The sequence below is a fragment of the Stenotrophomonas sp. LST15-1-1.1 genome (assembly GCF_040815575.1).
Taxonomy (GTDB): domain Bacteria; phylum Pseudomonadota; class Gammaproteobacteria; order Xanthomonadales; family Xanthomonadaceae; genus Stenotrophomonas; species Stenotrophomonas lactitubi_B.
Map to the genome: position 1 here is coordinate 434,463 of NZ_JBFPNJ010000001.1, position 26,063 is coordinate 460,525.

At 67.1% G+C, this 26,063-nt stretch carries 21 protein-coding genes; 17 read left to right on the forward strand and 4 right to left on the reverse strand.

Translation table 11 applies throughout. From position 1 onward, the window contains the following. Positions 1–10: 10 nt before the first annotated feature. Positions 11–868 (reverse strand): formate dehydrogenase accessory sulfurtransferase FdhD, encoded by an 858-nt coding sequence (fdhD, locus tag MRBLST15_RS02030; protein WP_367784965.1) that lies wholly within the window; start codon positions 866–868, stop codon positions 11–13. Between the two features lie 210 nt (positions 869–1,078). Between fdhD and MRBLST15_RS02035 the strand changes: the two genes are divergently transcribed. After that, positions 1,079–3,364, forward strand: coding sequence for an FdhF/YdeP family oxidoreductase (locus MRBLST15_RS02035; protein WP_367784967.1), 2,286 nt, complete (start codon positions 1,079–1,081; stop codon positions 3,362–3,364). Between the two features lie 10 nt (positions 3,365–3,374). On the opposite strand, the gene MRBLST15_RS02040 is transcribed toward MRBLST15_RS02035, so the two are convergent. Further along, positions 3,375–3,809, reverse strand: a complete 435-nt coding sequence (locus MRBLST15_RS02040) for a hypothetical protein (RefSeq protein WP_265952495.1) — start codon at positions 3,807–3,809, stop codon at positions 3,375–3,377. An 80-nt stretch (positions 3,810–3,889) separates the two neighbouring features. Here MRBLST15_RS02040 and MRBLST15_RS02045 point away from each other — a divergent pair, with 80 nt between their 5' ends. Together MRBLST15_RS02045 and MRBLST15_RS02050 are read left to right on the forward strand one after the other, a co-directional pair. Next, positions 3,890–4,243 carry a CopL family metal-binding regulatory protein gene (locus MRBLST15_RS02045; RefSeq protein WP_367784969.1) on the forward strand — a complete coding sequence of 118 codons (354 nt, stop codon included), beginning with the start codon at positions 3,890–3,892 and terminating at the stop codon, positions 4,241–4,243. Positions 4,244–4,363: 120 nt separating this feature from the next. Beyond that, positions 4,364–4,906, forward strand: a complete 543-nt coding sequence (locus tag MRBLST15_RS02050) for a DUF411 domain-containing protein (RefSeq protein ID WP_367784971.1) — start codon at positions 4,364–4,366, stop codon at positions 4,904–4,906. A 268-nt stretch (positions 4,907–5,174) separates the two neighbouring features. Here MRBLST15_RS02050 and blaL1 read toward each other — a convergent pair whose 3' ends face one another. After that, entirely contained in the window at positions 5,175–6,044 is an 870-nt protein-coding gene (gene blaL1, locus MRBLST15_RS02055) for a L1 family subclass B3 metallo-beta-lactamase (RefSeq protein ID WP_367784973.1), read from the reverse strand. A 249-nt stretch (positions 6,045–6,293) separates the two neighbouring features. Here blaL1 and MRBLST15_RS02060 point away from each other — a divergent pair, with 249 nt between their 5' ends. The 4 genes from MRBLST15_RS02060 (at position 6,294) to MRBLST15_RS02075 (ending at position 13,972) form a co-directional block, all read left to right on the forward strand. Further along, positions 6,294–6,560: a hypothetical protein gene (locus MRBLST15_RS02060; protein WP_312704023.1), complete on the forward strand. Its 267-nt coding sequence runs from the start codon at positions 6,294–6,296 to the stop codon at positions 6,558–6,560. A 14-nt stretch (positions 6,561–6,574) separates the two neighbouring features. Beyond that, on the forward strand, positions 6,575–7,750 hold the full coding sequence (locus tag MRBLST15_RS02065; protein ID WP_367784975.1) for a low temperature requirement protein A: 1,176 nt from the start codon (positions 6,575–6,577) through the stop codon (positions 7,748–7,750). A gap of 158 nt (positions 7,751–7,908) precedes the next feature. Next, positions 7,909–10,572 carry an ATP-binding protein gene (locus MRBLST15_RS02070; protein WP_367784977.1) on the forward strand — a complete coding sequence of 888 codons (2,664 nt, stop codon included), beginning with the start codon at positions 7,909–7,911 and terminating at the stop codon, positions 10,570–10,572. A gap of 58 nt (positions 10,573–10,630) precedes the next feature. Next, positions 10,631–13,972, forward strand: a complete 3,342-nt coding sequence (locus tag MRBLST15_RS02075; protein WP_367784979.1) for a hybrid sensor histidine kinase/response regulator — start codon at positions 10,631–10,633, stop codon at positions 13,970–13,972. 11 nt (positions 13,973–13,983) lie between these two features. Here the strand turns inward: MRBLST15_RS02075 and MRBLST15_RS02080 are convergent, their stop codons facing one another. After that, complete coding sequence (locus MRBLST15_RS02080) at positions 13,984–14,643, reverse strand: response regulator (RefSeq protein ID WP_367784981.1); 660 nt, start codon at positions 14,641–14,643, stop codon at positions 13,984–13,986. 116 nt (positions 14,644–14,759) lie between these two features. On the opposite strand from MRBLST15_RS02080, the gene MRBLST15_RS02085 reads away from it, so the two are divergent. From MRBLST15_RS02085 to MRBLST15_RS02130, 10 genes are all read left to right on the forward strand, one after another. Further along, complete coding sequence (locus MRBLST15_RS02085) at positions 14,760–15,449, forward strand: response regulator (protein ID WP_367784983.1); 690 nt, start codon at positions 14,760–14,762, stop codon at positions 15,447–15,449. A gap of 98 nt (positions 15,450–15,547) precedes the next feature. Then, positions 15,548–15,712, forward strand: a complete 165-nt coding sequence (locus MRBLST15_RS02090; protein ID WP_312704028.1) for a hypothetical protein — start codon at positions 15,548–15,550, stop codon at positions 15,710–15,712. Between the two features lie 228 nt (positions 15,713–15,940). Then, positions 15,941–16,504 carry a fimbrial protein gene (locus MRBLST15_RS02095; protein WP_230109317.1) on the forward strand — a complete coding sequence of 188 codons (564 nt, stop codon included), beginning with the start codon at positions 15,941–15,943 and terminating at the stop codon, positions 16,502–16,504. Positions 16,505–16,568: 64 nt separating this feature from the next. Then, the gene (locus MRBLST15_RS02100; protein ID WP_367784986.1) at positions 16,569–17,309 is read left to right on the forward strand and encodes a fimbrial biogenesis chaperone; all 741 of its coding nucleotides are present in this window, start codon (positions 16,569–16,571) and stop codon (positions 17,307–17,309) included. A 52-nt stretch (positions 17,310–17,361) separates the two neighbouring features. Beyond that, positions 17,362–20,040, forward strand: a complete 2,679-nt coding sequence (locus tag MRBLST15_RS02105; RefSeq protein ID WP_367784988.1) for a fimbria/pilus outer membrane usher protein — start codon at positions 17,362–17,364, stop codon at positions 20,038–20,040. Continuing rightward, entirely contained in the window at positions 20,037–21,095 is a 1,059-nt protein-coding gene (locus MRBLST15_RS02110; protein ID WP_367784990.1) for a fimbrial protein, read from the forward strand. Before MRBLST15_RS02105 ends, MRBLST15_RS02110 begins: the two co-directional genes overlap by 4 nt. Position 21,096: 1 nt before the next feature. After that, entirely contained in the window at positions 21,097–21,591 is a 495-nt protein-coding gene (locus tag MRBLST15_RS02115; protein WP_363733414.1) for a fimbrial protein, read from the forward strand. 7 nt (positions 21,592–21,598) lie between these two features. Continuing rightward, the gene (locus MRBLST15_RS02120; protein WP_363733413.1) at positions 21,599–22,078 is read left to right on the forward strand and encodes a fimbrial protein; all 480 of its coding nucleotides are present in this window, start codon (positions 21,599–21,601) and stop codon (positions 22,076–22,078) included. 8 nt (positions 22,079–22,086) lie between these two features. Beyond that, positions 22,087–22,575 carry a fimbrial protein gene (locus MRBLST15_RS02125; protein WP_230109326.1) on the forward strand — a complete coding sequence of 163 codons (489 nt, stop codon included), beginning with the start codon at positions 22,087–22,089 and terminating at the stop codon, positions 22,573–22,575. Between the two features lie 167 nt (positions 22,576–22,742). Then, on the forward strand, positions 22,743–26,039 hold the full coding sequence (locus MRBLST15_RS02130; RefSeq protein WP_367784994.1) for an ESPR-type extended signal peptide-containing protein: 3,297 nt from the start codon (positions 22,743–22,745) through the stop codon (positions 26,037–26,039). The last annotated feature ends 24 nt before the right edge of the window (positions 26,040–26,063 follow it).

Below are 26,063 nucleotides of genomic sequence, written 5' to 3' on the forward strand. Positions count from 1 at the left end.
GGGCGCCTCATCAGGCAGGCGGATGGCCGTGCAGGCCATCCCCCTGCAGTCGCTCCGGGTGCGTATACACGTTGAAGCCGCCTTCGCGGGCGAACCCTACCAGGCACAGACCGGCACTGCGGGCCAGATCGATGGCCAGCGCGGTGGGGGCCGAAACGGCAACCAGTACGCTGGCCCCGGCCCGCGCTGCCTTGCTGACCATTTCGTAGCTGGCGCGGCTGGACACCACCAGCAGGCCACCATCGATGCTGTGCTCGTTGTGGTGCAGCGCACCGATCAGCTTGTCCAGCGCGTTGTGACGGCCCACGTCTTCGCGCACCCAGCCGATGCGGCCACTGGCATCGGCCCAGGCCGCTGCATGGGTCGAACCACTGGCAGCATTCATCGGTTGCTGCGCGGCCAGCCCGGCCAGCGCCCGCTGCAGCGCAGCCGTTTGGTAGGTGCGGCGGTCCTTCAGCGGCGGCAGCGGACGCAGCACGTCTTCCAGCAGACGCGCACCACACAATCCGCAACCGCCACGACCAGGCAGCAGGCGGCCATTGTTGGGGTCCAGCCCTGCGCCAGGGGCGTCGGCGGACACGGTCATCTTCAGCTCGATGCCTTCCAGTTGTGGCTGCACCTCGGCGGACAGCAGCTGGTCGGGGCGCTCGATCAATCCTTCGCTGAGCGAGAAACCCAGGGCGAAATCCTCCAGGTCGCACGGCGTGGCCATCATCACCGCGAAGGCGGCTCCGTTGTAGCGCATCGCCACCGGCACTTCTTCGGCGATCACGTCCACCTGATGCTCCTGCCCCGTGCTGCGCCAGCGCTGCAACGTGCGCAGTGCCGTGCCGGCGGGTGGAGGGGAGGGCGGCGTCGATCCGGGCATGCGGCACATCCTGGGCAAAGCAGAAGGGCAGGCTACGCCCGGAGAATAGCGCAGCCCTCCAGTGAAGACGTGGCGATAACCGTTGCCATGGCAGCCTGCGTTACCACAGCCTGGCTATGGCGCCGCGGTTGCCGGCGTGCTTGACTGGCCACGGCAGCCGGGCGCGGGCCCGGCACTGCAGGCAGGCACTCCACCAACGCAGGTCCGACCATGTCCGAACAGAAGCCGCCGCGTTACAAGCCCTACAACCAACCGGCAGGCGGCTGGGGGGCCGCCGGTGCGACCGCCAAGGTGCTGCTGCAGCAGAGCGTGATCGGCAAGGGATCGAAGGCACTGCTGGCCATGAACCAGCCGGGTGGCTTCAAGTGCCCCAGTTGCGCGTTCCCCGATGCCGACCATCGCAAGAAACTGGAATTCTGCGAGAACGGCGCCAAGGCCCTGGCCTGGGAAGCGACCCAGCACCGGGTGACCCGCGAGCTGTTCGCCCAGCACACCGTCACCGAGCTGATGGCGCAGACCGACTACTGGCTGGAACTGCAGGGCCGGCTGACCGAGCCGATGCGCTACGACGCTGCCACCGACCACTACGTGCCCTGCGAATGGGACGAGGCGTTCGCGCTGATCGGCCGCCATCTGCAGGCGCTGGACAGCCCCGATCAGGCCGAGTTCTACACCTCCGGCCGCACGCCCAATGAGGCGGCCTTCCTGTATTCGATCTTCGTGCGCGAGTTCGGCACCAACAACTTCCCGGACTGCTCGAACATGTGCCACGAGCCGACCAGCCGGGGCCTGCCGCCGGCGATCGGCGTGGGCAAGGGCACCATCGTGCTGGACGACTTCGAACACGCCGAGGCGATCTTCGTGATGGGCCAGAACACCGGCACCAACTCGCCGCGGATGATGAGCAACCTGGTGGAAGCACGCAAACGCGGCGTGCCGATCGTGGCGGTCAACCCGATGCCCGAGCGCGCCCTGATCCGTTTCACCGAACCGCAGGATGTGGTGCAGATGGCCACGTTCGGTTCCACCGAGATCACCAGCGAGTTCGTGCACGTGCGCATCGGCGGCGACCTGGCGCTGATCAAGGGCATGATGAAGGTGATGTTCGAGCGCGAAGCGCAGGGCGAGCAGGTGCTGGATCATGCCTTCCTGGCCGAGCATACCGTTGGCCTGGAGGCACTGCGCGAAGACGTGCTGGCGCAGGACTGGGATGAGATCGTGCGGGTGTCGGGCATCGCGCAGGAGCAGATACGGCGCTGCGCGGAGATCTATATCCGTTCGCGCGCGACGGTCATCTGCTATGGAATGGGCCTGACCCAGCACCAGCAGGGTTCGCGGCTGCTGCAGCAGGTGGCCAACCTGTTGTTGCTGCGCGGCAACTTCGGCAAGCCGGGCGCGGGCATCGGCCCGATCCGCGGGCATTCCAACGTGCAGGGCGACCGCACGGTCGGCATCGATGAAAAGCCCACCGCGCGCTACCTGGATCGCGTGCAGCAGGTATTCGGTTTTGATCCGCCACGCGAACACGGCCACCACGTGGTCGAGTCGATCGCGGCGATGCTGGATGGCAGCGCCAAGGTGTTCATCGGCATGGGCGGCAATTTCATCCATGCGGTGCCCGATACCGAACGCGCCTACGCGGCCATGCGCAGGCTGGAGCTGACCGTGGGCATCGCCACCAAGCTCAACCGAGGCCATCTTGTGCACGGCCGCGACGCGCTGATCCTGCCGGTAGTGGCGCGCTCGGAGTGGATCCGCACGCCGCTGGGGGAACAGTTCGTCACCATCGAAGATGCGATGTCCAACGTGACCGCCTCGCGCGGCGTGCTGGAGCCGGCCAGCGAGCACGTGCTGCCGGAAGTGGAGATCGTCTGCCGCATGGCGATGGCGGCGTTGCCGGACAGCAAGGTGGACTGGGCCGCGTACATGCATGATTACGGTCCGATCCGCGACCTGATCGCCGCCGTCTACCCGGACATCTACGCAGGCTTCAACGAACGCATCCAGGCACTGCACGGTTTCCACCTGGATATTCCACCGCGCCGGCGCGTGTGGCCGACGCCGAACGGAAAGGCCAACATCCTCGTCATGCCGGGCCTGGAAGTGAACACGGTGGTCGATGACCCGGAGATGCTGCGGCTGGCCACGGTGCGTTCGCACGACCAGTACAACACCACCATCTACAGCTACAACGACCGCTACCGGGGCGTGTACAACGACCGCATGGTGGTGTTCATGAACATCGAAGACCGTCTGGCACGCGGGCTCGGCAAGGAAGCCCTGGTGAGCCTGGAAACGATCAGCGACGATGGCGTGACGCGGCGCATCGAAGGCCTGACCGTGCTGGACTATCCGATGCCGCGCGGCGCGTTGGCCGGCTACTACCCGGAGCTGAACCCGCTGCTGCCGCTGGACTACTACGATCGGATCAGCGGTACGCCGGCGGCGAAATCCATTCCGGTACGGATGCGCGCGCAGGCCGAGGTGCCGGCGTGAGACGCCGTGCCTAAGGTTCCTCGTTGTCGCTCAGCACGATGCTGCCATCCAGCAGTACCGGCACCATCTGGGTCCAGCCCTTGGCGTTGTAATCGAGGCTGACCAGGTACACCCAGCCGCGCGCTGCGTCTTCGGCAGGCGGCGCCGCGCCGGCGGTGAACCGCTGCAGGCTGACCTCAGAGACCACGAAGTCATCGCTGGGATAACGCAGGCGTGCGTGGGCCAGCGCTGCCGCCGTGGCTTGATGCACCGACAGCGGCGCCTCGGCGCGTGCCGGGTCGAAGGCGGGCAGTGTATGCAACCGCGTCGCGCTCACCTGCCAGCGCTCATGGGTGTCGTCAGCATCGCCGCTGGACAGCACGGTCCATTGCCGTTCGCCTGCCATCACCGGAAGGCTCAGCAATGCAGACAGCAGGAGAGCAGCAGAGGCGCAGCGGGCAGGCATGGAAAAGCTCCAATGAACGTCCTCCATGATGACATCCGGCAGCGGCGACGGGTGCCTCGTGCGTCGGCTATCATCAAGCCGTGGATATATCCGGCCTGCTGCTGCGACTGATGCTGCTCCTGACCCTGGTGCTGAATGCACCGGCGCTGGCGCTTGCCTCGGGCGGCATCAACGGCCAGGCCAGCGAGGGTCATTGCGGTGCACCTCACGAGAGCGCCAACACTGCGATCTCTGCCGCGCCCGCCTGCTGCGATGACCAGGACGCAGGCGCGTGCAGCAGCGAGGGTTGCGAATGCGTGCCGGCCAGTGTGGCCATGCTGCCGTTGGCGGCAAGCCTTGCCGCATGGCCGCTGCGTGCAGTGCCCGGCGACGCGCTGCGACCCGGTCATCCCGCGCCTGCGCTGCCGCACCTGATCCGTCCGCCGATCGCCTGATCGCGCGCAGGCATTGCGTGCCTGCCGTCCTGCAGTACCCCCTCATCTACCTGACCCACGCGAATCCGTCGTGTGGGTGGCAGGCGCTCGCGCCTGCGATTGCAAAGGACCACCTGACATATGAACCGCACGCTTTCCCTGAGCCTGTTGCTTACCACCGTTCTGCTGGGCACTGCCTGCGCGCGCGCCTCCGAAGAGGCCGTGTCCTCGTCCGCAACCGCAATCACAACCGCCTCGGCAGTCGCGGTCGCGGCTGGGCCGACGATCGATCCCGAATTGCCGCTGGCCATCGTGCACAAGACGGCCAGTTGTGGTTGCTGTGGCGTGTGGGCCGACCACCTCAAGGCTGCCGGCTTCCCGGTTGAGATACGTGACACCGATGACATGCATCCGGTCAAGCAGCGCCTCGGCGTGCCGGCCGGCAAGGCGTCCTGTCATACCGCCGAGATCGCTGGCTACGTGGTGGAAGGCCATATTCCGGCCGAGGACATCAAGCGGCTGCTGGAGGAACGGCCGACGGCGCGTGGCCTGGTGCTGCCGGGCATGCCGGCCGGCTCGCCGGGCATGGAAATGCCTGATGGCTATGTGCAGCCGTACACCGTCGAGCTGGTACGCACCGACGGCAGCACCGAGCCCTTCGCCCAGCACGGCCAGGGAGGCTGACAGTCAGTGGCGGTGCCGGTCGGTCTGACCGGCACCCTTCCACGGGGCCTGTGTAGAGCCGAGCCCACGCTCGGCTGCGTTCGGCCGGCAAGCCGAGCATCGGCTCGGCTCTACAGGATCAGCGGGCCCCGGCCGTTTGGCCAGCTGCGTGTCGAGCGCCCGTTCGGCTGCATCCTCGTAGTCCTTCTTCGGCGCGCCGCGTGTAGAGCCGAGCCCACGCTCGGCTGCGTTCGGCCGGCAAGCCGAGCATCGGCTCGGCTCTACAGGATCAGCGGGCCCCGGCCGCTTCCTTGGCCAGCTGCGCGTCGAACTTCTTCCCGGCCTCATCCGCATAGCCCTTGCAGGTCAGGGCCTTGGCACCGGCCTTGGCACCAGCGCTGTAGTTCCAGCCGCTGGCACCGGGATGCGGGGTCAGCAGGATGTCGCAGGGCAGGGCGCGCACCGTGGCAAAGCTGCGACGGTAGTCGTCGATCAGGTGCGGGTAGCGTGGGTTGTCCTGCAGTTGATAGCCCGGTGCGCTCAGGCTGTCGGCGTAGACGATGCGCACCGGCGTGCCTTGGCGGGTATCGGTCCAGGTCCAGGCGGTGCTGCCCGGGGTGTGGCCGGGCACGAAGTGCGCGGTGAAGTCGATGCCACCGAGCGAGACCACCTCGCCGTCCATGATGATCCTGTCCGCAGTTGCCGGCGGATAGGTAATGTCATCACCGAAGTGCAGGTCGTGGCTGCCTCCGCGTGCCAGCAGCACCGCCGATTCGGCATTGGCCACGATCTGCGCGCCGGTACTGCGCTTGAGCGCTGCAACCGGGCCGGCGTGGTCGGCGTGGGCATGGCTGAGCAGGATCAGGCGCAGATCCTGCGGCGCAACACCGCGCGCTTTCATGTTGCGCAGCAGGTGGTCGGCCATCTGCGGCATGCCGCCATCGAGCAGCACCGCGCCCTGCGGCGTCTGCACCAGCAGCGCGGTCAGGTCTTCGGTGCCGATCTGCCAGGTGTGGTCGGCAATCTGCAGTGGTGCCATCGGCTTCAGCCAGGACGCATCCACGGTGTAGGCACGCAGTTGCGGCAGCGGCGGTTCGGCGGCAGAAGTTGCAGCGGGAAGCAGGGCAGCGAGGCTGATGGCGAGGGTCTGCAGGCGCATGGGAGGACACCGATGAAGGAGGCCCAGAAACTAGCATGGGCCTCCTTCGCCGCGTCACGCATAGATTTCATGGCACCCATAAGGGCGCCATGGGCCCGTGCGGCAACGCCAGTGCAGCGTCATCCAGTGTGGCCCTGGTGACGGACAACGGGATTGTTCGCCGCTTCGGGAAAGTGAATCCACGATCACCCTCTGCAGCGCGCACTTGGCTGCAGATAGGCTGCAGGGCAGCCATCGGAGAGAGTGACCATGCACGTGCTTCTGGTGATCGTCGGCGGGTTCCTGTTGCTGGGCGTCTTCGCCCTGTTCGGCAGGCTCTGGAGCACGGGCAGCTCGCAGCTGCCCACGGCGCTGTTGGCCTTCATCGGCACCTGGCTGCTGGTGTCGGTGGCGAACATGTGGGTGGGGGTCAGCCGGGCGGGCTATACGGTGCGCGAGGAGCTGCCGATCCTGCTGCTGGTGTTTGCCGTCCCGGCGCTGGTAGCCGGTGTTATTTTCTGGCGGCTGGGCCGCTGAACCAAGGAGCCGTGATGCCGGCAACGCCCCGTCTTCCCGCCCTGCGTCGTCGCGATGGCCATCATGCACGGGTGACCTACGAAGAACTGTTCTTCGATCTGGTCTACGTGTTCGCCGTCACCCAGCTCAGCCACCACCTGCTGCACCACCTGGGCCTGCTGGGCGTGCTGCAGACGCTGGTGCTGTGGTTTGCGGTCTGGCTTGGCTGGCAGTACGCGTGCTGGGTCAGCAACTGGTTCGACCCGGAAGCGCCGCGCATCCGCGGCCTGCTGTTCGTCACGATGCTGCTGGCGTTGCTGATGTCTTCGTCCATCCCCGAAGCCTTTGCCGGACGCGCATGGATCTTCGCCGGCGCGTACGCCACGATGCAGGTGGGGCGGACGCTGTTCGTCCTGCTGGAAGTAGGGCGCGTGCACCCGCTGGCCGCCAATTTCAGGCGCATGCTGGCCTGGGTCAGCGTGTCGGCCTGCTTCTGGCTGGCCGGTGCGGCGGTCGAAGGCCATGCGCGGTTGGCGCTGTGGGCGCTGGCCGTAGCCTGCGAATACATCTCGCCGATGTTCGGCTTCGCGTTTCCTGGCCTCGGCCGTTCGCGGACCCGCGAGTGGACCATCGAAGGGGGGCATCTGGCCGAGCGCTGCCAGCTGTTCGTGATCGTCGCACTGGGTGAGACGCTGCTGGCAACCGGCGGCGTGCTGAGCGAAGTGGAGCACTGGAGTGGCGCGGTGGTTTCGGCGGTGCTGGCGACCTTCGCCGGTACGATCGCGATGTGGTGGCTGTACTTCGGCATCTCCAGCCGGGACGCCACCGACACCATCACCCGCTCCGACGACCCGGGTCGCATCGGCGCCTATTTCCACTATGTGCACGCGCTGTTGATCGCCGGCATCATCGCCACCGCCGTCGGCAATGATCTGGTGATGGACGAGCCGGAGGCGGCAGTGACCCTGCCGTATGCCGCGATGCTTGCGGCGGGACCGTTGATCTACCTGTTGGGCAGCGCACTGTACAAGCGGGCGGTCTACGGCCGCGTGCCGCGCTCGCACCTGGCAGGGGCGGCGGCGCTGGTCGTACTCGGCTTCGTGCTGCCATGGATGCACCTGCTGGCCGCAGGGTGGCTGACCAGCATCGTGCTGCTGGCGGTGGGGCTGGCCGATACACGGCTGAAGCAGCGGCGCCTGCCGCAGGACTGACCGCCTGCCACGAGGGCGCCAGGCAGGTCGCGGTGGAACGAACTCAGCCCTGTCCTATGGGGAGCGAGGCAGGGCGCCGATAGCCTCGTGATCCCATCACCGGCCCTTCCACGAGAGCGCCACCCCGACATTGTGCGCCGGGGTCGCCTCCTGCTCCCATGCACTGGTTTCCCTCCCTTCCCCCCCTGTTGCGCGGACGCGGCTCCTTCGACGACGAGGACTGCGACGTCAGTGCTCTGCGCCGCTACCAGCACCGCGTGCTGCTGTGGGGCGGTTGCCTGCTCAGCCTCGCCATCGTTGCCGGGGCGGTCGCGCTGGTGCTGCTGCATGCCAGCGGCTTCCAGACACGTCGTCTGGAAGGACTGCAGCGCACCCATGCCGCAGTCGAGGCGCATCTGGTGGCGGCAGATGCGGCACACCAGCGCATGTTGAACATGGCCGAATATGCCTGGCGGCATCGCCCGGACAGCGATGCCGCGACCCGCCTGGCGGAGCGCGAGCGCTACCTGTCTGGTGGCCAGCGGATGATCGTCAGCGCAGGGCCCGAAAGCGCTCCGCAGATGGTGCTGGGGGTCGGTACCGACACCTGGCCGCTTGCCCGCCTGGATCGCTATCTCACGTTGGCCCATTCGCTGTCGGTGATCCGCAGGCTGAGTACGCCCCAGGGGGAGCCGGATACGGCCGCCAGTGGCTTCTTCTTCGATCCCAGCCACCAGTTCCTGGTGCTGGGAGACGGGCTGACCGAACAGCGCCTGCTGGCTGCCACCGGCGCCGGCCATCGCGCTGGTCTGTTCCAGCAGCTGCAACGGCTGTCGGCGCCCTCCGCAGCTGCTGCGCCCGGCACGGACAGCGCCATGCAGATCGCATTGGTGCGCCATCCCGTAAGCGCCGCCGCTTCGATCGCGGTACGGCTTTCGGCGCACGACAAGGGAGGCGCGATTGGTACATTCGTGACCCTGGAGCCCACCGATCGGCTCGCACGGGTAATGGCGGTTGCAGATCGCGGCACCTCTTTCGTAGTGACCGCTGATGGCAGGGTGGTTGCCGGCACCGCGGATGCCGCCGGGTTGCCGCTGGGCAGCGCGTTGCATGTGCTGCGCGCTGGCGGGCAGGGTGATCAGTCCGTAGTGGCGTTCCGGCAAGGGCTGCGCTTCTACCAGGCGTTGCGTGTCGCCGGCACCGACTGGCTGCTGGTGAATACCTATTGCGTGGGCGACATCGCCCAGGATGGCAAGCGCTTGTACGTTGTGGCCGCCGTGCTGGGCGGCGGACTGCTGCTGGGCCTTTGGACGTTGCTCGCCTGGCTGCACTGGCGCGTGTTCGGCCCGACGCTGGCGCGCGCAGCACGCGTCTACCAGGGCGAGCAGCTCAGTCGGTCCCTCATCCAGTTGTCGCCGGTAGGGCTCTGCCTGATCGACCGCGGAGAGGCCCGTCCTGTCCTGCAGAACGAGCTGATGCGCCACTATGCCGCGGCAGCCGAGCGAAGCGGCATACCGCTGTATCTGCAGCTGGTACAGCTGGCATCCGAACATGAGTCCGGGGCCGGCGTGTTCCAGGCGCCCGTGGAGTTCGAGCTCCCTGTTCCCGCCAACGACAAATCACCCGCCCGGCAACTGCTGGTTGGCGCGGTGGGCGCCACCTACCAGGGGCGCAGCGTGCTGCTGTGCGCACTGCGCGATCTCAGCGCGCGTGTGGAACTCGAACAGCAGCAGGCGCAGGCACGCCAGGCCGCTGAAGCGGCGAGCCGCGCCAAGGGCACCTTCCTGGCGACGATGAGCCACGAAATCCGCACGCCGCTGCACGGCATTCTTGGCCACCTGGAACTGCTTGGCCGGTCCTCGCTCGATGAAGATCAACAGGCGCGTCTGCGCCGCATCAACCAATCGGCCGACTCGCTGCTGCAGATCATCAACGACGTGCTGGACTTTTCCCGTGCCGAAGCGGGGCAGCTGGAGCTGCAGGCCGAGACGTTCGAGCCGATCGCCCTGCTGGAGCGGGTTGCCGTGCTGTTCTCGCCGCTGGCCGAGGCCAAGGGACTGGTGATGGACCTGTCGGTGGATGCGGCAGTGCCTGCGCAGGTGGAAGGCGCGCAGGCGCGGATCGAACAGGTACTGCGCAACCTGGTCAGCAATGCGGTGAAGTTCACCCTTTCCGGGCGCATCGCGCTGCGGGCGCGGGTGGACGTGAAGGACGATGCCCTGTTGCTGCAGATGGAGGTGGCTGACTCCGGCATTGGCCTGAGTCAGTCGCAGCTGGAGCGGCTGTTCCAGCCTTATGTGCAGGCCGATGCCAGCATCATCAGCCGCTTCGGCGGGTCCGGGCTGGGGCTGTCGTTGTGCCGCGAACTGTGCCTGCGGATGGGCGGGGAGATCCATGCGCGCAGTACGCCCGCCGTGGGCAGTGTGTTTACCTTTGCCGTGCCGGTGGAACGCGTGGCTGGCGCGTCGCCTCGGCCGCTTGCAGGACGCAGCGTGCTACTCGCCTCGGCCGCCGCCGGTTGGAGTGATGAACTGAGCCGGCGCCTGCAGGCATGGGGCGCCCATGTGCAGGTGATTGAGGATCCCGCTCTGCTGGCCCAGCACCATGTCGATGCGGCCACGCCGCTGGTGCTGTTCGAGCGTGGGCCGGGGCGGGAACTGCCGGTTCTGGGCGAGGACGGGCGGTGCGTGGTGCGGGTGAGTGCTGATGGCCCCCTGCGCGCGCAACGGCGGGGAGTCACCTGGCGGGTATCCTGCTATTCCGGCGAGTCACTGCTGCAGGCGCTGCTGGCACCGGCCTTGCCGGAGCAGCGGCTGCTGGCGGTCGGGCAGGGCTTGGACTAGATTCATCGCGGGCGCCACCGCACGACACCATTCAAGGGGAAACATCATGCATCCGGCCGTGCCTGCAGCGCCCATCAACCAGATCGACGCACTGCGCAGGCTGCAGCGACGCCTGCTGTTCGGTGGTGGCGGGCTGATCAGCGTCCTGATCGTGCTGACCGCGGTAGCCAGTCTTGTCGGCGGCATCGGCGCGTTCCATTCGCGCGAGCGGCAGACCTTCCAGGAGGCGCAGTCGGCGCTGGACTATTTCCTGTCCCAGCGCGATCGCGCCTATGCGAGCAGCATCAATACCAACGACGCGTTGTGGACGGACCAGCAGGACGAGCTGCGCCGTTTGGGTGCTCCTCTGCGTGGCGAGTTCCTGTCGCAGGGGGGGCAGCATGTGGTGCGGGCGGAGGGACGGGCATCGGTGCCCTGGCTGGTGCTGGGCAATCCTGCGCAGCCCATGCCACAGGGCGAGCTGGAAGCCTACCTGGGCATGCTGCACGAGTATTCGGCGTACACGGCTGCGACCATCACCGCTCTGCAGACGCAGGGGCCGATCACGATGTACGCCTATGAGCCGAAGGGACGACTGCTGGCAGTAGCCGGCGTGATCGACGAGGCCCAGCTGCTGCAGACCCTGCAGGTGCCGACCCGTGCCCAGGCATTCGAGAAGCTGATGCAGGTGGAAGCTGTCGTGGGCGATCGGCTTCCCGCGCCCGGTCCGGTGGTGGGCGCAGCGCAGGGTCGTCGCCTGGTGTCGTTCCTCGGTGACAATCCGCTCAACGGCCAGCCTGCGTTGGTTGGCGTGATGACAATGGCGCGTGCGGACGTACCGTACTTCCGCCGGGTGGTGTTCGAATCCATCGACAACCTCAAGGGACGACTCGAAGCGACCGATCCCGGCAGCTACCTGGTGACCACCGGTGACGGGCGTGTGGTGATGGCGGGCGGGGCGCTGGCGCGGTCACCTGCCACGCTGGCTGCGGCGCTGTCGGATGCGCGTTCGGCGAGCGGGCAGCGCCAGTACCATGATGGCCGGTTCCTGGTCAGCGGCGCGCTGCGCGGGGTGGATTGGCGCCTTACCCACCTCTACGGCTGGGCTGACCTGTGGCGCGAGCAACACGCGGCGATCCTGCTGCGCGTGTTCACTGCACTGCTGATCCTGGCTGCACTGTGGATGCTGCTGTGGCGGATGGACCGTCGAGTGTTCGCACCGGCGCTGGCCGACGCCTCGCGGGTGTATGAGAGCGAGGCGCTGAGCCAAGCCATCATCGGTACCGCGCCGGTGGGACTGGCGCTGCTGCGCCGGCGTGATGGTGCCGCACTGCTGCAGAACCAGGTGGCGCGCGAACTGGTCGGAGAATCCGGTCAGGACGAAGCCGTCCCGGAACTCTATGCGCAGCTGATCGCCCATGCACGTGGCCTGCCAGCCCGTGGCGGTGAATTCAACTGGGCGCTGGACGCCGGCACCGACGACGCCCGTCAGTTGCAGGTCGCCCTGGCGGCAGCCAATTACCACGACCAGGCGGTCTGGGTGTGCGCGATGCGCGACGCCACCGCGCAGGTGGAACTCCAGCACACGCTGCAACAGGCGCGGCAGGACTCGGAGCGTGCGCGCGAAGCGGCCGAGGCTGCCAGTCGTGCCAAGACAGCGTTCGTGGCGACGATGAGCCATGAAATCCGCACGCCGCTGAATGGCGTGCTGGGGCATCTTGAACTCCTGGCACGGTCGCCGTTGCAGCCGGACCAGCATGAGCGCCTGCAGCGGATTCGACTGTCGGCCGATTCGCTGATGGCGATCATCAGCGACGTGCTGGATTTCTCCAAGATCGAAGCAGGGCAGCTGGACATCGATCCGCTGCCGTTCGCTCTGCGTCCGCTGATCGAACAGGCTGCGCTGCTGTATGCCCCCGAAGCCCAGCGCAAGGACGTGAAGCTGTATTTCGCCATCGATCCAACGCTGGACGAGGTCTTCATCGGCGACGTCCACCGCATCCGCCAGATCCTCAACAACCTGCTGAGCAATGCGGTGAAGTTCACTGCCTCCGGTCGCATCACGCTGCGCGCCGAGGCGGGTGGTGGTACGGGAGAGCAGCGGCAGCTGCGCCTGCAGGTGGTCGACTCGGGCATTGGTCTTTCCGAGGAACAGGTGACCACGTTGTTCAGGCCCTTCCAGCAGGGCGATGCCAGCGTCTCGCGGCGCTACGGCGGCAGCGGGCTGGGCCTGGCGCTGTGCCAGCAGCTGGCGCAGCTGCTGGGGGGGCGTATCCAGGTGCAGAGCACGCTGGGCGTGGGCAGCGTGTTCACCCTCGACGTGCCGGTTCAGCCTTCAGCGGTTGCGACAGCGCCGGACCAGCCGCTGTCCGCTCGCCGCATTGCCTTGTTGTCGTCGGCGCAGGAGTGGCGGCAGGAAATCGGGCAGCTGCTGCACCGCTGGGGCGCTGATGTAACGGTGATCGAGCGACCCGCCGACGGCGCTCCAGACGCCACGCTGTTGATCTTCGGCGAGCGCCGCGCCTGGAGCGATGACGAAGAGCTGGCGGTGCTGCCCAGCTATGCCAGGGTCGTGCGGGCCTATCCCAGGGGGCCGCTGTCGCCGGAGCAGCGCGATGATGCAGTGCACGTCTCCTGCTATGCCAGCCCGGCACTGCTGCAGGCGCTGCGCGGGGAGCGGATGCCTGTGCCGCGGGTGCCCGCCGCTGCGCCGCAGGCCGGAGTACGCCGCGCGCGCGGCCGTGTTCTGCTGGTGGAGGACAACCCGGTCAATCGCGAGCTTATCCAGCAGCAGCTGGAGGAGCTGGACTGCAAGGTCGATGCGGTGGAGAACGGACAGGTGGCGTTGACCGGCTGGCAATCGGGCGCATGGGATATCGTGATGACCGACATCAACATGCCGGTACTTGATGGCTACCAGCTTGCACAGGCGCTCCGCAGTCGCGGCGAAACGCTGCCGATCCTCGCCGTGACCGCCACTGCGCTGGCAAGCGAACGCGAACGCTGCCGCGCGGCGGGCATCGACGACCTGCTGCTCAAGCCGCTGGACCTGGCCCGGCTGCTGGCGATGCTGGACCGCTACCTGCAGGCGCTGCCGTCGCCACCACGCTCGCCTTCGCCGGCAGGCAAGGACAAGCCGCACAAGCTGCGCGCATTGTTCGTGGAAAGCAGCACCCGCGATCTGGACAGGATGCAGGCCGCAGGCGAGAGCGGCGACGACGAGGTGCTGCTGGAGCAGCTGCATGCGCTGAAGGGCGTGCTGCTGATGATGGGTGAGAAACCGCTTGGCACGCGTTTTGGCGATGCCGAACGGTTGCTGCGCGAAGGGCAATTGCTGCCGGAGGACGAACGCATTGCTCTGCTGTCCGATCTGCGCGATCTGATCGACGCCTATCGCGATGGCCTGCGGGACGACGTGTGAGCAGGCTGCGGCTACTCCGTATCCGGCCTGGGGGTGCGCAGCCCCAGTTCGCTGGCGAACTTGAACAGGTCGGCGTCCTTGTCGATACCGAGCTTGGCCATTCCGGCGGTCTTCTGGGTACTGATCGTCTGCTTGCGGCGGTCCAGCCGGGTTGCGATTTCATTGACGCTCAGCCCCGAGACGAACAGCACCAGCACCTCGTGCTCGCGGGGCGACAGCGCTGCGATGGCGCGCGGCGCCCCGCGTGCAGGCAGCAGCTGGGTGATCGATGGCGACAGGTAGCGACGGTTGGCCCATGCTGCGGCGATCGCCGCTGGCACGTGGCTGGTGTCATCGGCCTTGCTCAGGATGTGGTCGATGCCGCTGGCGTGCAGCGCCTGGATCATCGCCGGCTGGTCGAGCCCGGTCATCACGATCAGGCGCAGGTCGGGAAAGTGCGTGCGCAGATGGTCGAGCAGCTGCAGCCCGTCACCGAAGGCGCCGCCGGGCATTGCGTAGTCGGTCACCACGACATCGCAGGCAGTCTGCTGCAGCAGCGCGACCAGGGCCGAGGAATCGCCTACCGCGCCGATGCAGGACAGGGTGGGGATCTCGTCGATGGCAGCTTCGATACCCATGCGGATGACCGGATGGTCGTCGGCGATGGCGACGCGGATGATCGGATGGGACATGGAGGGTCTCTGTTGATTAAACCGACAGAAATTGCCGTAATTGGCGCGGACCACTATAAGGCAGCCGACCGCCCCCGGGCAGGTCGTGCGGTTCACCATCAGGAGAGGAAGCGAGCATGCCGTTGAACATCGTCGTGGCCGATGACCATCCGGTCCTGCTGGCCGGCATGGAGCACCTGGTGGAGGCCGAGCCGGACCTGGCCATCGCCGGACTGGTACGCGACTCCACCGAACTGGTCGATCTGCTCAGCCGCACACCGGTTGATGTGGCGGTCTGCGATTTCTCGATGCCCAACGGCCGCTATGGGGATGGGGTTACCCTGCTGCGGTTCCTGCAGCGTCGCTTTCCGGCGCTGCACCTGGTGGTGCTGACCGGCATGGAAAGTCCCATGGTCCTGCGCTCGATCCAGCGGGCCGGGGTGTCATGCATCGTCAGCAAGAGCGATCCGCTGGAACAGCTGGTTCCCGCCGTGCATGCCGCCAGCCGCAGGCAGGCCTTCATTTCAGCGGAGATCGCACGGCTGATCGCTGAGGTTGAGTCGCAGGGTGATGTGCAGGAGGTAGAAGCCCTGTCGAAGCGGGAGTCGGAGGTTCTGCGGATGTTCGCCGAGGGGCTGAGCGTGATGCAGATCGCCCAGCGCGTTGGACGCAGCCGCAAGACCATCAGCACGCAGAAGATCGCCGCGATGCGCAAGCTTGGATTGCAGCGCGATGCGGAGATCTTCGAGTACGCACTGACGCACGGCCTTGTGCAGGCGTCACAGAACGCACGCGCGGGTGCTGGTGGCGAAGGATCTGCCGACTGATTGAGGACGGGTCCGATGGACCTGCCGCTGTCCATGCCTAGGCTCGGAGGGGTATCCCTTGCTGCGGTGATGATGTGTCCGTTCGAGACGACCCCCGTTTGACTGCCCTGCTGTTGCACTTCACCCAGCTGCCCGCAGCCGCGCAGGCGCACTTCCTCGAACTGCTGAATCACTACCTGTTCGCCTCCCCGAGGCGCCGCAGCCAGCTGCGCCGTCATTGGCATCTGCGTGCGCCTGCCGACGACGAGCGTGATGACGCGTGATCCGCGGGCAACCCGCGTTCAGCGACCGCAGCCGAAATCTCGGCCGGGTCCGATGGAGGCAATCGCCTTCGATTCCTAGCATTCCTCCCGTAGGCCAATGAACCGGTCTGCCGGGAAGGACGCTTCTCCCCAGGTGTCCCGCCCGTCCCCGGCCCCGCCGTCCTCCCCGGCGGCGGGGCCTTTCCACCGCCTCGCGCGGATCACACCTGTGAAGAAGAATCCAACACCATGAAGCTCCTCCCGATTGCTTCCGCTGCAACCCTGCTGCTGGCCGCTGCGGCCGCCAATGCCCAGTCCTATGGCTCGGGCGTCATTGAATTCACCGGTGAAGTGACCGACCTGACCTGCACGATCTCCGGCGGTGCAGGCGCCATCGGCACCACCAACATCACCGTGCCGATGGATCCGGTCCAGGCCAACCAGCTGGCAGCGGCCGGCGACATCGCGGGCCTGCACCCGTTCCAGCTGGTCATCGGCGGCCCGGGCCAGGGCACCTGCCAGAACGGCAAGATCGCCGAACTGTACTTCGACCCGACCGCTGGCCAGGTGGACGCGGGCAACGGCAACCTGCGCAACCAGGAAGCCAATGCACCGGCCGTCAACACCCAGATCCAGGTGCTGTACAAGAACGCCGTGGTCGATCTGCGTGACCCGTCCTTCAAGACCGATCCGGTGACCATCGCCAACAACACCGCCGTGATCGACATGGCCAGCCAGTACGTCGCCGTCAACGGCGCTGCTGCGCCCGGCTTCGTGCAGTCGTACGTCAACTACAAGGTTGTCTACAACTGATGCCGCGCGGGGCCGTCGGCACGTGCCGGCGGCCCTGTGGCCGGCCTCATCGAAGAGGTGATCCATGCTTTCCTTCAACCGCACGCTCTGTGCCGGCGTTCTCGCCCTTGGCGCACTGTTCGCCCAGACTGCCGACGCGTCGGTAGTGATCGGTGGCACCCGCGTGGTCTATCCCGCGCAGGACAAGGAAGTCACTCTCAAATTCATGAACGAAGGCGAGCGCGCCGCGCTGGTCCAGGTATGGCTGGATGATGGTGACGACCAGTCCACGCCGGACAGCGCCAAGGCGCCGTTCGCGGTCGCACCGCCGGTGTTCCGCCTCGACCCGAAGAAGCAGCAGACGGCCCGCATCCTGTTCACCGGTGCCACGCTGCCTGCCGATCGTGAAACGCTGTACTGGCTGAACATGCTCGAGATCCCGCCGAAGACCGGTGGCAGCACGGCCAACATCCTTCAGTTCGCCTTCCGTACCCGCATCAAGGTCTTCTACCGCCCGCCAAACCTGGCTGGCGAGCCGGTGCTGGCGCACCAGAAGGTCCGTTGGTCGCTGCACTCCGCGTCCGGTGGACTGGTGCTGCGGGCGGACAACCCGACGCCCTACCACGTCAATTTCGCCAGCGTCGGCCTGTGGGCCAATGGCAAGGAAGAAGGCATGCAGGGCGGTGGCATGGTCGCACCGTTCGCACAGGCCGAGTTCGCGCTGGAGGATCTCTCAGTTCGTCCGCAGGGCGAGGTGAAGGGCGCGATCACCGTCATCAACGATTTCGGCGCCCTGGTGCCGACCCAGGTTGCCTTGCAGCCCTGATTACAGCGCGCACCAGTTGCGCGCCTTTCCCTGTCCCCGCGGAGACACCCTGATGAACGCCCCGATCCGGGCGCCGGGCAACGGCGCCTGTCGCCTGCGGCATGCCCGACTGCCGATGCTGGTGGCCACCATCCTGTTCACCCACACCGCATGGGCGACCGAACCCGGTGCCGATGACGCAGTGACGTTCGATGCAGCGTTCCTGCCGGCCGGTGCGTCAGCCCGCCTGGATCTTGAACGCTTCGCGCAGGCCGACTATGTCGCGCCGGGGACCTACCGTGGCGACGTCCGTCTCAACGGACAGTGGCAGGCGCGTACCGACATCCTCTACCGCGATGTGGAGGGCAGTTCCCGCCTGTGCCTGGATCCGGCCAACCTGCAGGCGTACGGCATCGCTCCGGCACGACTGCAGGCCGACGCGCAGCAGCTGCCCGTGTTGCCATGGCCGCAGGAGGTGTTCTGCGGAAGCCTGGGCGATCTGGTGCCCGGTGCCTCGGCAACGTTCGATGCGGGCAGCCAGACGCTGGACCTGCAGGTGCCGCAGCTCTACCTGCGCAACGAAGCGCGCGGCTACGTCGATCCCAGCCAGTGGGATGCCGGCGTGCCCGCGTTCGCCTTGAGCTACAACGCCAACGCGTATCACTACAACAACGGCAGCACGGCCCGCTATTCGGGCTTCCTGGGGCTGAACGCCACCGGCCGCGTCGCCGGATGGCAGCTGGTGCACCAGGGCGCGATGACCCTGGGGGGCAACCAACCCCAGCGCTACCGCTCAACGGCCGCGTATCTGCAGCACGATATCGTGCGGTGGAAGGCGCAGCTGATGCTGGGCGACACCTCCACGCCGGGCGACCTGTTCGAAGGCGTACGCCTGCGTGGCGTTCGCCTGGGCAGCGACGATCGCATGCTGCCGCAGTCGCAGCGGGGTTTCGCGCCGGTGATCCGCGGCGTGGCCGAAACCAACGCACGGGTGATCGTGCGCCAGCGCGGCAGCGTGCTGCACGAGGCCAGCGTCGCGCCGGGGCCGTTCGAACTGGACGATCTGTATCCAACCGGCTACGCCGGTGACCTTGAAGTCGAGGTGCGCGAGGCGGATGGCCGCTCGCGCCGCTTCACCGTGCCGTACTCGGCGGTACCGCAGCTGCTGCGACCGGGCCAGTCGCGCTGGAGCATGTCCGCCGGGCGGGTCGACGAAAGCTCGCTGCGTGCGGCGCCAGAGCTGCTGCAGCTGCAATACCAGCGCGGCCTCAGCAACACCCTCAGCACCTACGGCGGCATGGTCGTGGGTGAGGACTACCGTGCCGGCCTTGCAGGTGCGGCCATCAACACATCCTTCGGCGCGGTGGCCGCAGACGTGTCGCTGGCGCGGACGGCGGTGCAGGGGCTGCCGCCGATGTCCGGCAGCAGCTTCCGGTTGGCCTACAACCGCAACGTCGTGCGCACCGGAACGTCTTTTGCCGTGGCCGCCTACCGCTATGCCACCCGGGACTACGTGAGCCTGCGCGACTGGGCATCGCTGCGTGATGCGCGCGCCCGCGATCTGCATATCGACACCGTAGCGCGCCAGCGCAACCGCATGGACCTGAGCATGAACCAGCAGCTGGGTGAGCGCGGTGGGCAGCTGTTCGTGATCGGCACCCGCCGCGATTTCTGGAACGCACCCGGCCGTCAGCTCGACCTGAGCATCGGCTACAGCAACCAGTGGAAGGCATTGAGCTACAGCGTCAACTTCCAGCGTACCCGCGATTCGATCGACTTCGGCCGCGGCTACCTGCAGGACAGCATTCCCGGCGTGGAGATGCCGGCAGCAAGGGCTCAGCAGGCACGGGTGGACAACCGGCTGATGCTGATGGTGTCGCTGCCGCTGGGCAGGTCTCCGCGTGCGCCGTTGGGCAACCTGATGCATACCCGCAGCCGCAATGGCGAGCCGGCGACGCAGCTGTCGACCAATGGCATCTCATCGCGGGACGACCGCTTCAGCTATGGCGCTACCCTGTCACGCATCGCGGGCAGCAACAGCGCCGATATCAACACCGGCTACCGCGGTGCGCGCGGCCAGTGGACGGCCAGCATCAGCAATGGCAGCGATTACACCCAGCTGGGCATGGGCGCCGCAGGTGGCATGGTGCTGCATGGCGACGGGCTGACCTTGTCCCCGCCGCTGGGCGAAACGGCAGCACTGGTGCATGCCGCTGGCGCGGCTGGCGCGCGCATCGAGAACGGGGGCGGTGCACGCCTGGACAAGCGCGGCTATGCCGTGGTCCCGTTCCTGACGCCTTACCAGTTGAACACCATCTCGATTGATCCGAAGGGCACCGGCTTTGACGTGGAGCTGCAGGAGACCGCACGCAGCGTCGCGCCGCGTGCTGGATCCCTGGTGCGGCTGGCTTTCAGCACGCGCGCAAGCCACGGCCTGATGGTGGACGCACGTACCGATGACGGCCGGCCATTGCCGTTCGGCGCCGAGGCAACTGACGGCCAGGGCACCAATGTTGGTGTGGTGGGGCAGGGCAGCCGCCTGCTGCTCACCGGCCTGCAGGCATCCGGCCCGGTGCAGGTGCAGTGGGGTCCCGGCAGCGACGAGCAGTGCGTGATGCAGGTGCAGGTGCCGATGTCGCGTTCCAGCGACGGTTACACCGTAGTGGAAGCACGCTGCCAGACCGCGGCAGCTGCACAGCAGTCCGAGCCCGGCGCTCGACCTCACCTGGCTACTCTGGAGAAAGCGCCATGAACCCGATCCTGTTGGCGGCCCGCGTTGTGCTGGCCATGATGCTGTTGGCCAGTGCGCCTGTCTGGGCGCAGAACTGCCGGCTTGTCGATGGTGACAGGCCGTTGGTCAACATCGCCAACCTCAATGGCTCGATCACTGTCGGGCCGGACGTGCCGGTGGGTACCGAGATCTTCCGTGCGACCTACTATGCCGGTCCTGCGAACCAGATCACGTGCTCGCCGGGGCGAATGGATCGCATCCGGCAGTACACCTCGCTGCCGCATCGCGCCTCAGACTTTGTCCATCCCACCTATGGCACTGTCTATGAGACCAACGTGCCGGGCGTGGGTGTGGCGGTTTGGTTCAGCGGAAGAGGGTTTCCAATCCTGACTGAAGACGAAGTCATCGAGCCGATCCTGCTGCTCTGGCCTGTTCAGTCCTATGACGTGAGCCTGATCAAGATCGGGCCGATCAACGCAGGGACCGTGACTGGCGCCAGCCTCCCGCAGTTCGAGTACCGGATGAGTGGCGTCAACCGGAACGTTCTGTTGTGGAGCGGGCGCGTGCAGGGCAGCCTGAACATCGTCTCGCGTACGTGCAGCACCAGCGATGTGCCCGTGGACCTGGGCGTGCATCAGATGAGCGAGATCCCTGTGGTTGGCTCCACCACGGGCTGGGTGAACGTGCCGGTGGTGCTGCGGGACTGCCCTGCATTCTTCGGACGCTACCGCGGCCACTTGACCACCGGCACGGTGCAGACCGCCAACGGGCGAGTGGACAACCGCATCCGCTATCGTGTCGATCCGGTCACCGCGGTTGCCGACCGCACGCGATCGGTCATGGCGCTGCAGGATGACGGCGTCAACATGACCGCCACCGGCATCGGCATCCAGATTGGAACACAGGCGCAGGACTCGGTCGGCTTCAACACCATGCGCGATTCCGGCGTGGCCCTGACCGAGGTCAACAACGCGCAGTACACGATCATGCTGCGCGCACGCTACTACCGGCTTGCAGCTGCCGCATCCTCGGGGCAGGCCAATGGCGCGGCCACCATCACGCTGGAGTACAACTGACATGCGCGCCGTGCTGTTGCTGACCACGCTTGCTGCGCTGCTGCCAGTGCCATCGCATGCGGCCGACCTGACCCTGCGTTTCAGTGGCCGTTTCCAGCCGGGAACCTGCCAGTTCAGCGTCGCCGATGTCGACGTGGGTACCTTCGACGCGACGTACTTCACGGCGAATACGCAGTCTCCCATGGTCAGCTTCACGCTCAACCGCAGCAGCTGCGCCAGTGACCTGCGGGTGCTGCACGTGCGCATGGCGGGTACCGCCGACAGCAGCGACGCACGTTACTTCGCCATACCCACCACAGGCGGTGTGCGCGGCCTGGCGGTGTGGTTGTACACGCCCACCCAGCAGACCCTGGCGCCCAACCAGGCCGGCTTCGATTGGATTACCAATGGAACGCCGGCGGCCGGACACCTGCTCTACGCACGCCTGGTCCGCACCGGCACGGTGTCAGCAGGCACCATCAACACCCCCGTGACCGTACAGGTCACCTATAACTGAGGCGCATATGCATCGCACAGCTCTTTTCCTGGTGCTGGCCATGTTGGCGGCCAACGTGCGGGCGCAGGACACCCAGCCATTCACCGTGTCCGGCGAGATCCTGCCCGGCGCATGCCGGATCTCCTTCCCGGACGTGGACCTGGGCTCGCACCAGGCCAACGTCTTCACTGGCAGCCATGGCACCGCCTACGTTGATTTCAGCGGCACCGTCAGTGACTGCGATCCCTTGATCCTGCGCGTGGCCATGACCTTCGATGGCACCGCCGACAGTCACAACAGCGCGTTGTTCGAGGGAGTGCCCGGCGTGGGTGTGCAATTGGTACGCGTGGTGTCGTCGTTGAACGTGCCCCTTCCGCCGGGTGGGAGCACCCAATACGTGACGGCGGACGGCGTCTACCCGTTCCGTGCGCGTCTGCTGCAATCGGCGATGCCGGTCTCCGTTGGACGCATCCAGCGGCCCATCACCGTTTCCCTGACCTACAACTGAGAGCTTCCATGCATCTTCCGATTCCAGGCCTGCTGCTCGCCGCCGTGCTGACGCTGTCCGGTGCAGCATCGGCGCAGACCGCCACCACCACCAATTTCAACGTCACCGGCACCATCCTGCCGGGCGTATGCCGCATTGCCGTGGCCGATGTCGACCTGGGAACCTATCAGGCCACCCAGTTCAGCGGTGCGTTCAGCACGCCGTTCCAGGCCGTCAACGTGGTGGTCAGCCAGTGCGATCCTCTGGTCGCGCGGGTGGGCCTGCACTTCAATGGCGTGGCCGACAGCAATGACGCAACGCTGTTCCAGGGCGTTGCCGGCATCGGCATCGAGCTGCAACGTACCAGCAGTGGGGCACGCCTGCGGCCCGGCGGGTGGACCCAGATGGCGACGGCCGCCGGCACCCACGCCTTCCGCGCGCGCTTCGTGCAGAGCGCGGCGACGGTTTCTGCAGGCGCGGTGAGCCGCCCGATCACGGTCACGATGACCTACAACTGATTGCCCGGCGGACTGAACGGCAGGTCGTTCAGCCAGCGCCGCAGGCGCCATTTAGGCCCCGTCCGATTCGAGACGAGGCCGCTGCTTTCTAGCATTTCCCCGTAGACGCGGCATCGGCCGCCATTCAACCGCCCGACCAAGCAGGCGCATTGCCTACGGAGAACATCATGAACAGCATCTACCGGATTGTGTGGAACGCGGCCATCGGAAAGTGGGTGGTTGCTTCAGAGCTGGCCACCGGCCGCAGGAAGAAGGGTGGCAAGATTGCCGCACGCGGGCTGGCTGCGGCCAGCCTGCTGATGCTGGCCCTGCCGTCGTGGGCGGCCGAAGACAACAGCACTGCGTGTGCCTTGGCGCAGGGCCAAGGGGGTGTGATCGATGTTGAGGGCCGCTGTGTGGCCACTGATGCCGATGCGAACGCAGATGCGGCAGCGCAGGCCCGCACCATTGGTGTACAGGCCGCGGTGGATGACCTGTATGTGAAGGTCAATGGCTCGGGTACGGCTGCCACGGCCGCAGGAGTGGGCGCGATCGCCATCGGCAACAACGCACGCGCCTTGGCCGATGCGGACGGCAACGCGGACAACGCCATTGCGATGGGCGCCAACGCCAGCACCCAGGGCAACAACGCAGTCGCCATCGGTATGGGTGCAAGTGCCAACAGCCAGAACGCGCAGGGCGCGGCAGGTTCGCTGGCCGTGGGTGCCAATGCCAGCGCCGGCGGCTGGAACAGCGTGGCCGTGGGCTACAACACCAATGCTGGCGGCTCGGCAGCAGTGGCTGTGGGGCGCGGCGCGCGCGGCAGCGCCACCGAAGCTGTGGCGATGGGTGACAACGCCTCGGTCAGCGGTTCCGGCGGCGTTGCCCTCGGCGGTTCGTCGCAGGTTACGGCTGCCGGTGCGGTGGCGATCGGCCGTGCATCGGTCGCCAACCGCGAAGACACGGTGTCGGTCGGCAGCACCACGTTGCGCCGCCAGGTCGTCAATGTTGCAGCGGGTACGCAGGCCAACGACGCGGCCATCGTGCAACAGCTGCGTGCTGGTGTGCAGGCGCTGGGTGGCGGCGCCGATGTTGCTGCCGACGGCAGCATCACCGCGCCCAGCTACGTGCTGGGCCATGGCGGCACCCACACCACCGTCGGCAGCGCGCTTGAGGCGCTGGACGACGGCCTGACCACCACTACGACCACCCTGAACCAGCTGAGCACTTCGCTGCAGAACGGCACCGTGGGCCTGGTGCAGCAGGCGGCGCCGGGTGCCGACCTGACCGTGGGCGCCAGCACCAATGGTGCTGCGGTGGACTTCACGGGTACTGACGGGGCCCGTCGCCTCCGTGGCGTGGCCGATGCGACGGCGGCCGACGAAGCCGTGACGCTGGGCCAGCTGCAGGCATCCTCGGCCTCGGTGGCCGATGCGCTCGGCGGTGGCAGCGTTGCCGATGCGCAGGGGCGCATCAGTGCGCCGAGCTACGCCGTGGATGGCAACAACTACGGCAACGTAGGCGATGCATTGACCGCACTGGATGGCCGTGTTGGCAGCACCGGCCAGGACCTTGCTGATCTGCGCGACGCGCTGGATGAAGGCAGCCGCTATTTCAAGGCGGACGGCTCGGGTGTGGCCGACGAAGCCGCTGCAACGGGCTCGGGCAGCATCGCCGCCGGGGCCAGCGCCGCCGCGAGCGCTGCACAGGGTGTGGCCGTCGGTTGGGGCGCGCGTGCGAGCAGCGGTGACGGCGCGATCGCGCTGGGTGCCAATGCACGCGCCAGTGGTGAGAATTCAGTCGCGCTGGGCGCTGAGGCGGTAGCAGACCGCGACAACGTGGTCTCGGTGGGCTGGGGCATGGGCGGTAACGGCACTCGCCAGATCATCAACGTGGCCAACGGTACCGAAGCCGCAGATGCGGTGAACGTGCAGCAGCTGCTTCCTGTCATCGAGGGCCTGGGCGGCGGCGCGACGCACAATGCGCTGACCGGCACCGTGACCGGCCCGCAGTACAGCGTGCAGGGTCAGACCTTCGACAACGTGGGCGATGCATTGTCTTCGGTTGACGGTGGCCTGACCGTGATCGACGGCCGTGTGACCCGCAACGAAGGCGATATCACCCAGCTGCGTCAGCAGCTGGTGGAACTGGGCAATGGCGAAGCCGGCCTGGTGCAGCAGTCCGCTGCGGACGCTGCAGTGACGATCGGTGCAGGTACCGGAGGCACCGTGGTGGACCTGCGCGGTACCGACGGCGAACGCCAGCTCAAGGGCGTGGCTGCCGGCATCGACGCCAGTGATGCGGTGAACCTGGGCCAGCTGAACTCGGCCGTCGATGACCTTCGCGCCACCGGCAACCGCTATGTGCGGGTCGATGGTGCAGGCGATGGCAGTGATGATGCGCAGGCCAACGGGCAGGGCGCGATGGCGGTAGGTGCATCGGCCCAGGCCAATGGCGCGGGTAGCGTAGCGCTGGGCCAGGGGGCGGTGGCGCTGGCTGACAACAGTGTGGCGTTGGGCGCTGGCGCCGTGGCCGATCGCGCCAACAGCGTGTCGGTGGGTGCGGCCGGCAGCGAGCGCCAGATCACCCATGTGGCCGATGGCAGCGAGGATACCGATGCGGTGAACCTGCGCCAGCTGAAGGCGGCAGGTCTGGTGGGCGATGGCGGGCAGATGCTGGATGCGGTGACCTATGATGCAGGCAGCCAGCGTGCACAGGTCACTTTCGGTGGTGCCAATGGCACCGTGCTGTCCAACGTGGCCGATGGTCGTGTGGGTGCAGGCAGCCGCGAGGCCGTGAACGGTGGCCAGCTGGCCGCACTGCGCGACCAGCTGCAGGGCCGCATCGGCGATCTGGATGGCCGCGTCGGCGCATTGGAAGCAGGCGATGCCGGTGGTGGCGGCAATCCGCCGTACTACGGCGCCAATCCGCAGCCGGGCGATCAGGCGGGTGACAACCCGGCCCAGGCCATCGGCCAGGGCAGCGTGGCGGCCGGTGCCGGCGCAGAAGCCCAGGCCGACAACAGCGTTGCGCTGGGTGCCGGCTCGGTCGCCGACCGCGAGAACAGCGTGTCGGTCGGCCGCGAAGGTGGCGAGCGTCAGATCACCAACGTGGCAGCCGGTGTGCAGGCCACCGATGCAGTGAACGTAGGCCAGCTGCAACAGGGTGTGGATGATGCCAAGGCGTATGCCGACGAGCGAGTACAGGATGCCTGGAGCGGCCTGGAACAGCGCTTGGACCAGGTCAACCGCCAAGCCAACCGAGGCATCGCCGCCGCAGCTGCACTGGCGCCGATGACCCCGTACCTGCCGGGCAGGACCACCATCAACGCCAACCTGGCCAATTACCGCAGCGAAACGGCGATGGGTGTGGGCGTGTCGCGCTGGAGCGACAACGGGCGCGTCAATGTCAACGGCGGCGCGTCGATGGCGCGCGGCGACAAGCCGATCTTCCGCATGGGCGTCGGCGTGGTACTGGGCGACTGAGCCCAGCGCTGGGCGCGGCGCACG

What these genes read in the sequence shown, in the direction of transcription:
- fdhD (WP_367784965.1), bottom strand. Translation starts at nt 868, where the DNA reads ATGCCCGGATCGACGCCGCCCTCCCCTCCACCCGCCGGCACGGCACTG.
- MRBLST15_RS02035 (WP_367784967.1), top strand. Translation starts at nt 1,079, where the DNA reads ATGTCCGAACAGAAGCCGCCGCGTTACAAGCCCTACAACCAACCGGCA.
- MRBLST15_RS02040 (WP_265952495.1), bottom strand. Translation starts at nt 3,809, where the DNA reads ATGCCTGCCCGCTGCGCCTCTGCTGCTCTCCTGCTGTCTGCATTGCTG.
- MRBLST15_RS02050 (WP_367784971.1), top strand. Translation starts at nt 4,364, where the DNA reads ATGAACCGCACGCTTTCCCTGAGCCTGTTGCTTACCACCGTTCTGCTG.
- blaL1 (WP_367784973.1), bottom strand. Translation starts at nt 6,044, where the DNA reads ATGCGCCTGCAGACCCTCGCCATCAGCCTCGCTGCCCTGCTTCCCGCT.
- MRBLST15_RS02060 (WP_312704023.1), top strand. Translation starts at nt 6,294, where the DNA reads ATGCACGTGCTTCTGGTGATCGTCGGCGGGTTCCTGTTGCTGGGCGTC.
- MRBLST15_RS02065 (WP_367784975.1), top strand. Translation starts at nt 6,575, where the DNA reads ATGCCGGCAACGCCCCGTCTTCCCGCCCTGCGTCGTCGCGATGGCCAT.
- MRBLST15_RS02070 (WP_367784977.1), top strand. Translation starts at nt 7,909, where the DNA reads ATGCACTGGTTTCCCTCCCTTCCCCCCCTGTTGCGCGGACGCGGCTCC.
- MRBLST15_RS02080 (WP_367784981.1), bottom strand. Translation starts at nt 14,643, where the DNA reads ATGTCCCATCCGATCATCCGCGTCGCCATCGCCGACGACCATCCGGTC.
- MRBLST15_RS02085 (WP_367784983.1), top strand. Translation starts at nt 14,760, where the DNA reads ATGCCGTTGAACATCGTCGTGGCCGATGACCATCCGGTCCTGCTGGCC.
- MRBLST15_RS02095 (WP_230109317.1), top strand. Translation starts at nt 15,941, where the DNA reads ATGAAGCTCCTCCCGATTGCTTCCGCTGCAACCCTGCTGCTGGCCGCT.
- MRBLST15_RS02100 (WP_367784986.1), top strand. Translation starts at nt 16,569, where the DNA reads ATGCTTTCCTTCAACCGCACGCTCTGTGCCGGCGTTCTCGCCCTTGGC.
- MRBLST15_RS02105 (WP_367784988.1), top strand. Translation starts at nt 17,362, where the DNA reads ATGAACGCCCCGATCCGGGCGCCGGGCAACGGCGCCTGTCGCCTGCGG.
- MRBLST15_RS02110 (WP_367784990.1), top strand. Translation starts at nt 20,037, where the DNA reads ATGAACCCGATCCTGTTGGCGGCCCGCGTTGTGCTGGCCATGATGCTG.
- MRBLST15_RS02115 (WP_363733414.1), top strand. Translation starts at nt 21,097, where the DNA reads ATGCGCGCCGTGCTGTTGCTGACCACGCTTGCTGCGCTGCTGCCAGTG.
- MRBLST15_RS02120 (WP_363733413.1), top strand. Translation starts at nt 21,599, where the DNA reads ATGCATCGCACAGCTCTTTTCCTGGTGCTGGCCATGTTGGCGGCCAAC.
- MRBLST15_RS02125 (WP_230109326.1), top strand. Translation starts at nt 22,087, where the DNA reads ATGCATCTTCCGATTCCAGGCCTGCTGCTCGCCGCCGTGCTGACGCTG.
- MRBLST15_RS02130 (WP_367784994.1), top strand. Translation starts at nt 22,743, where the DNA reads ATGAACAGCATCTACCGGATTGTGTGGAACGCGGCCATCGGAAAGTGG.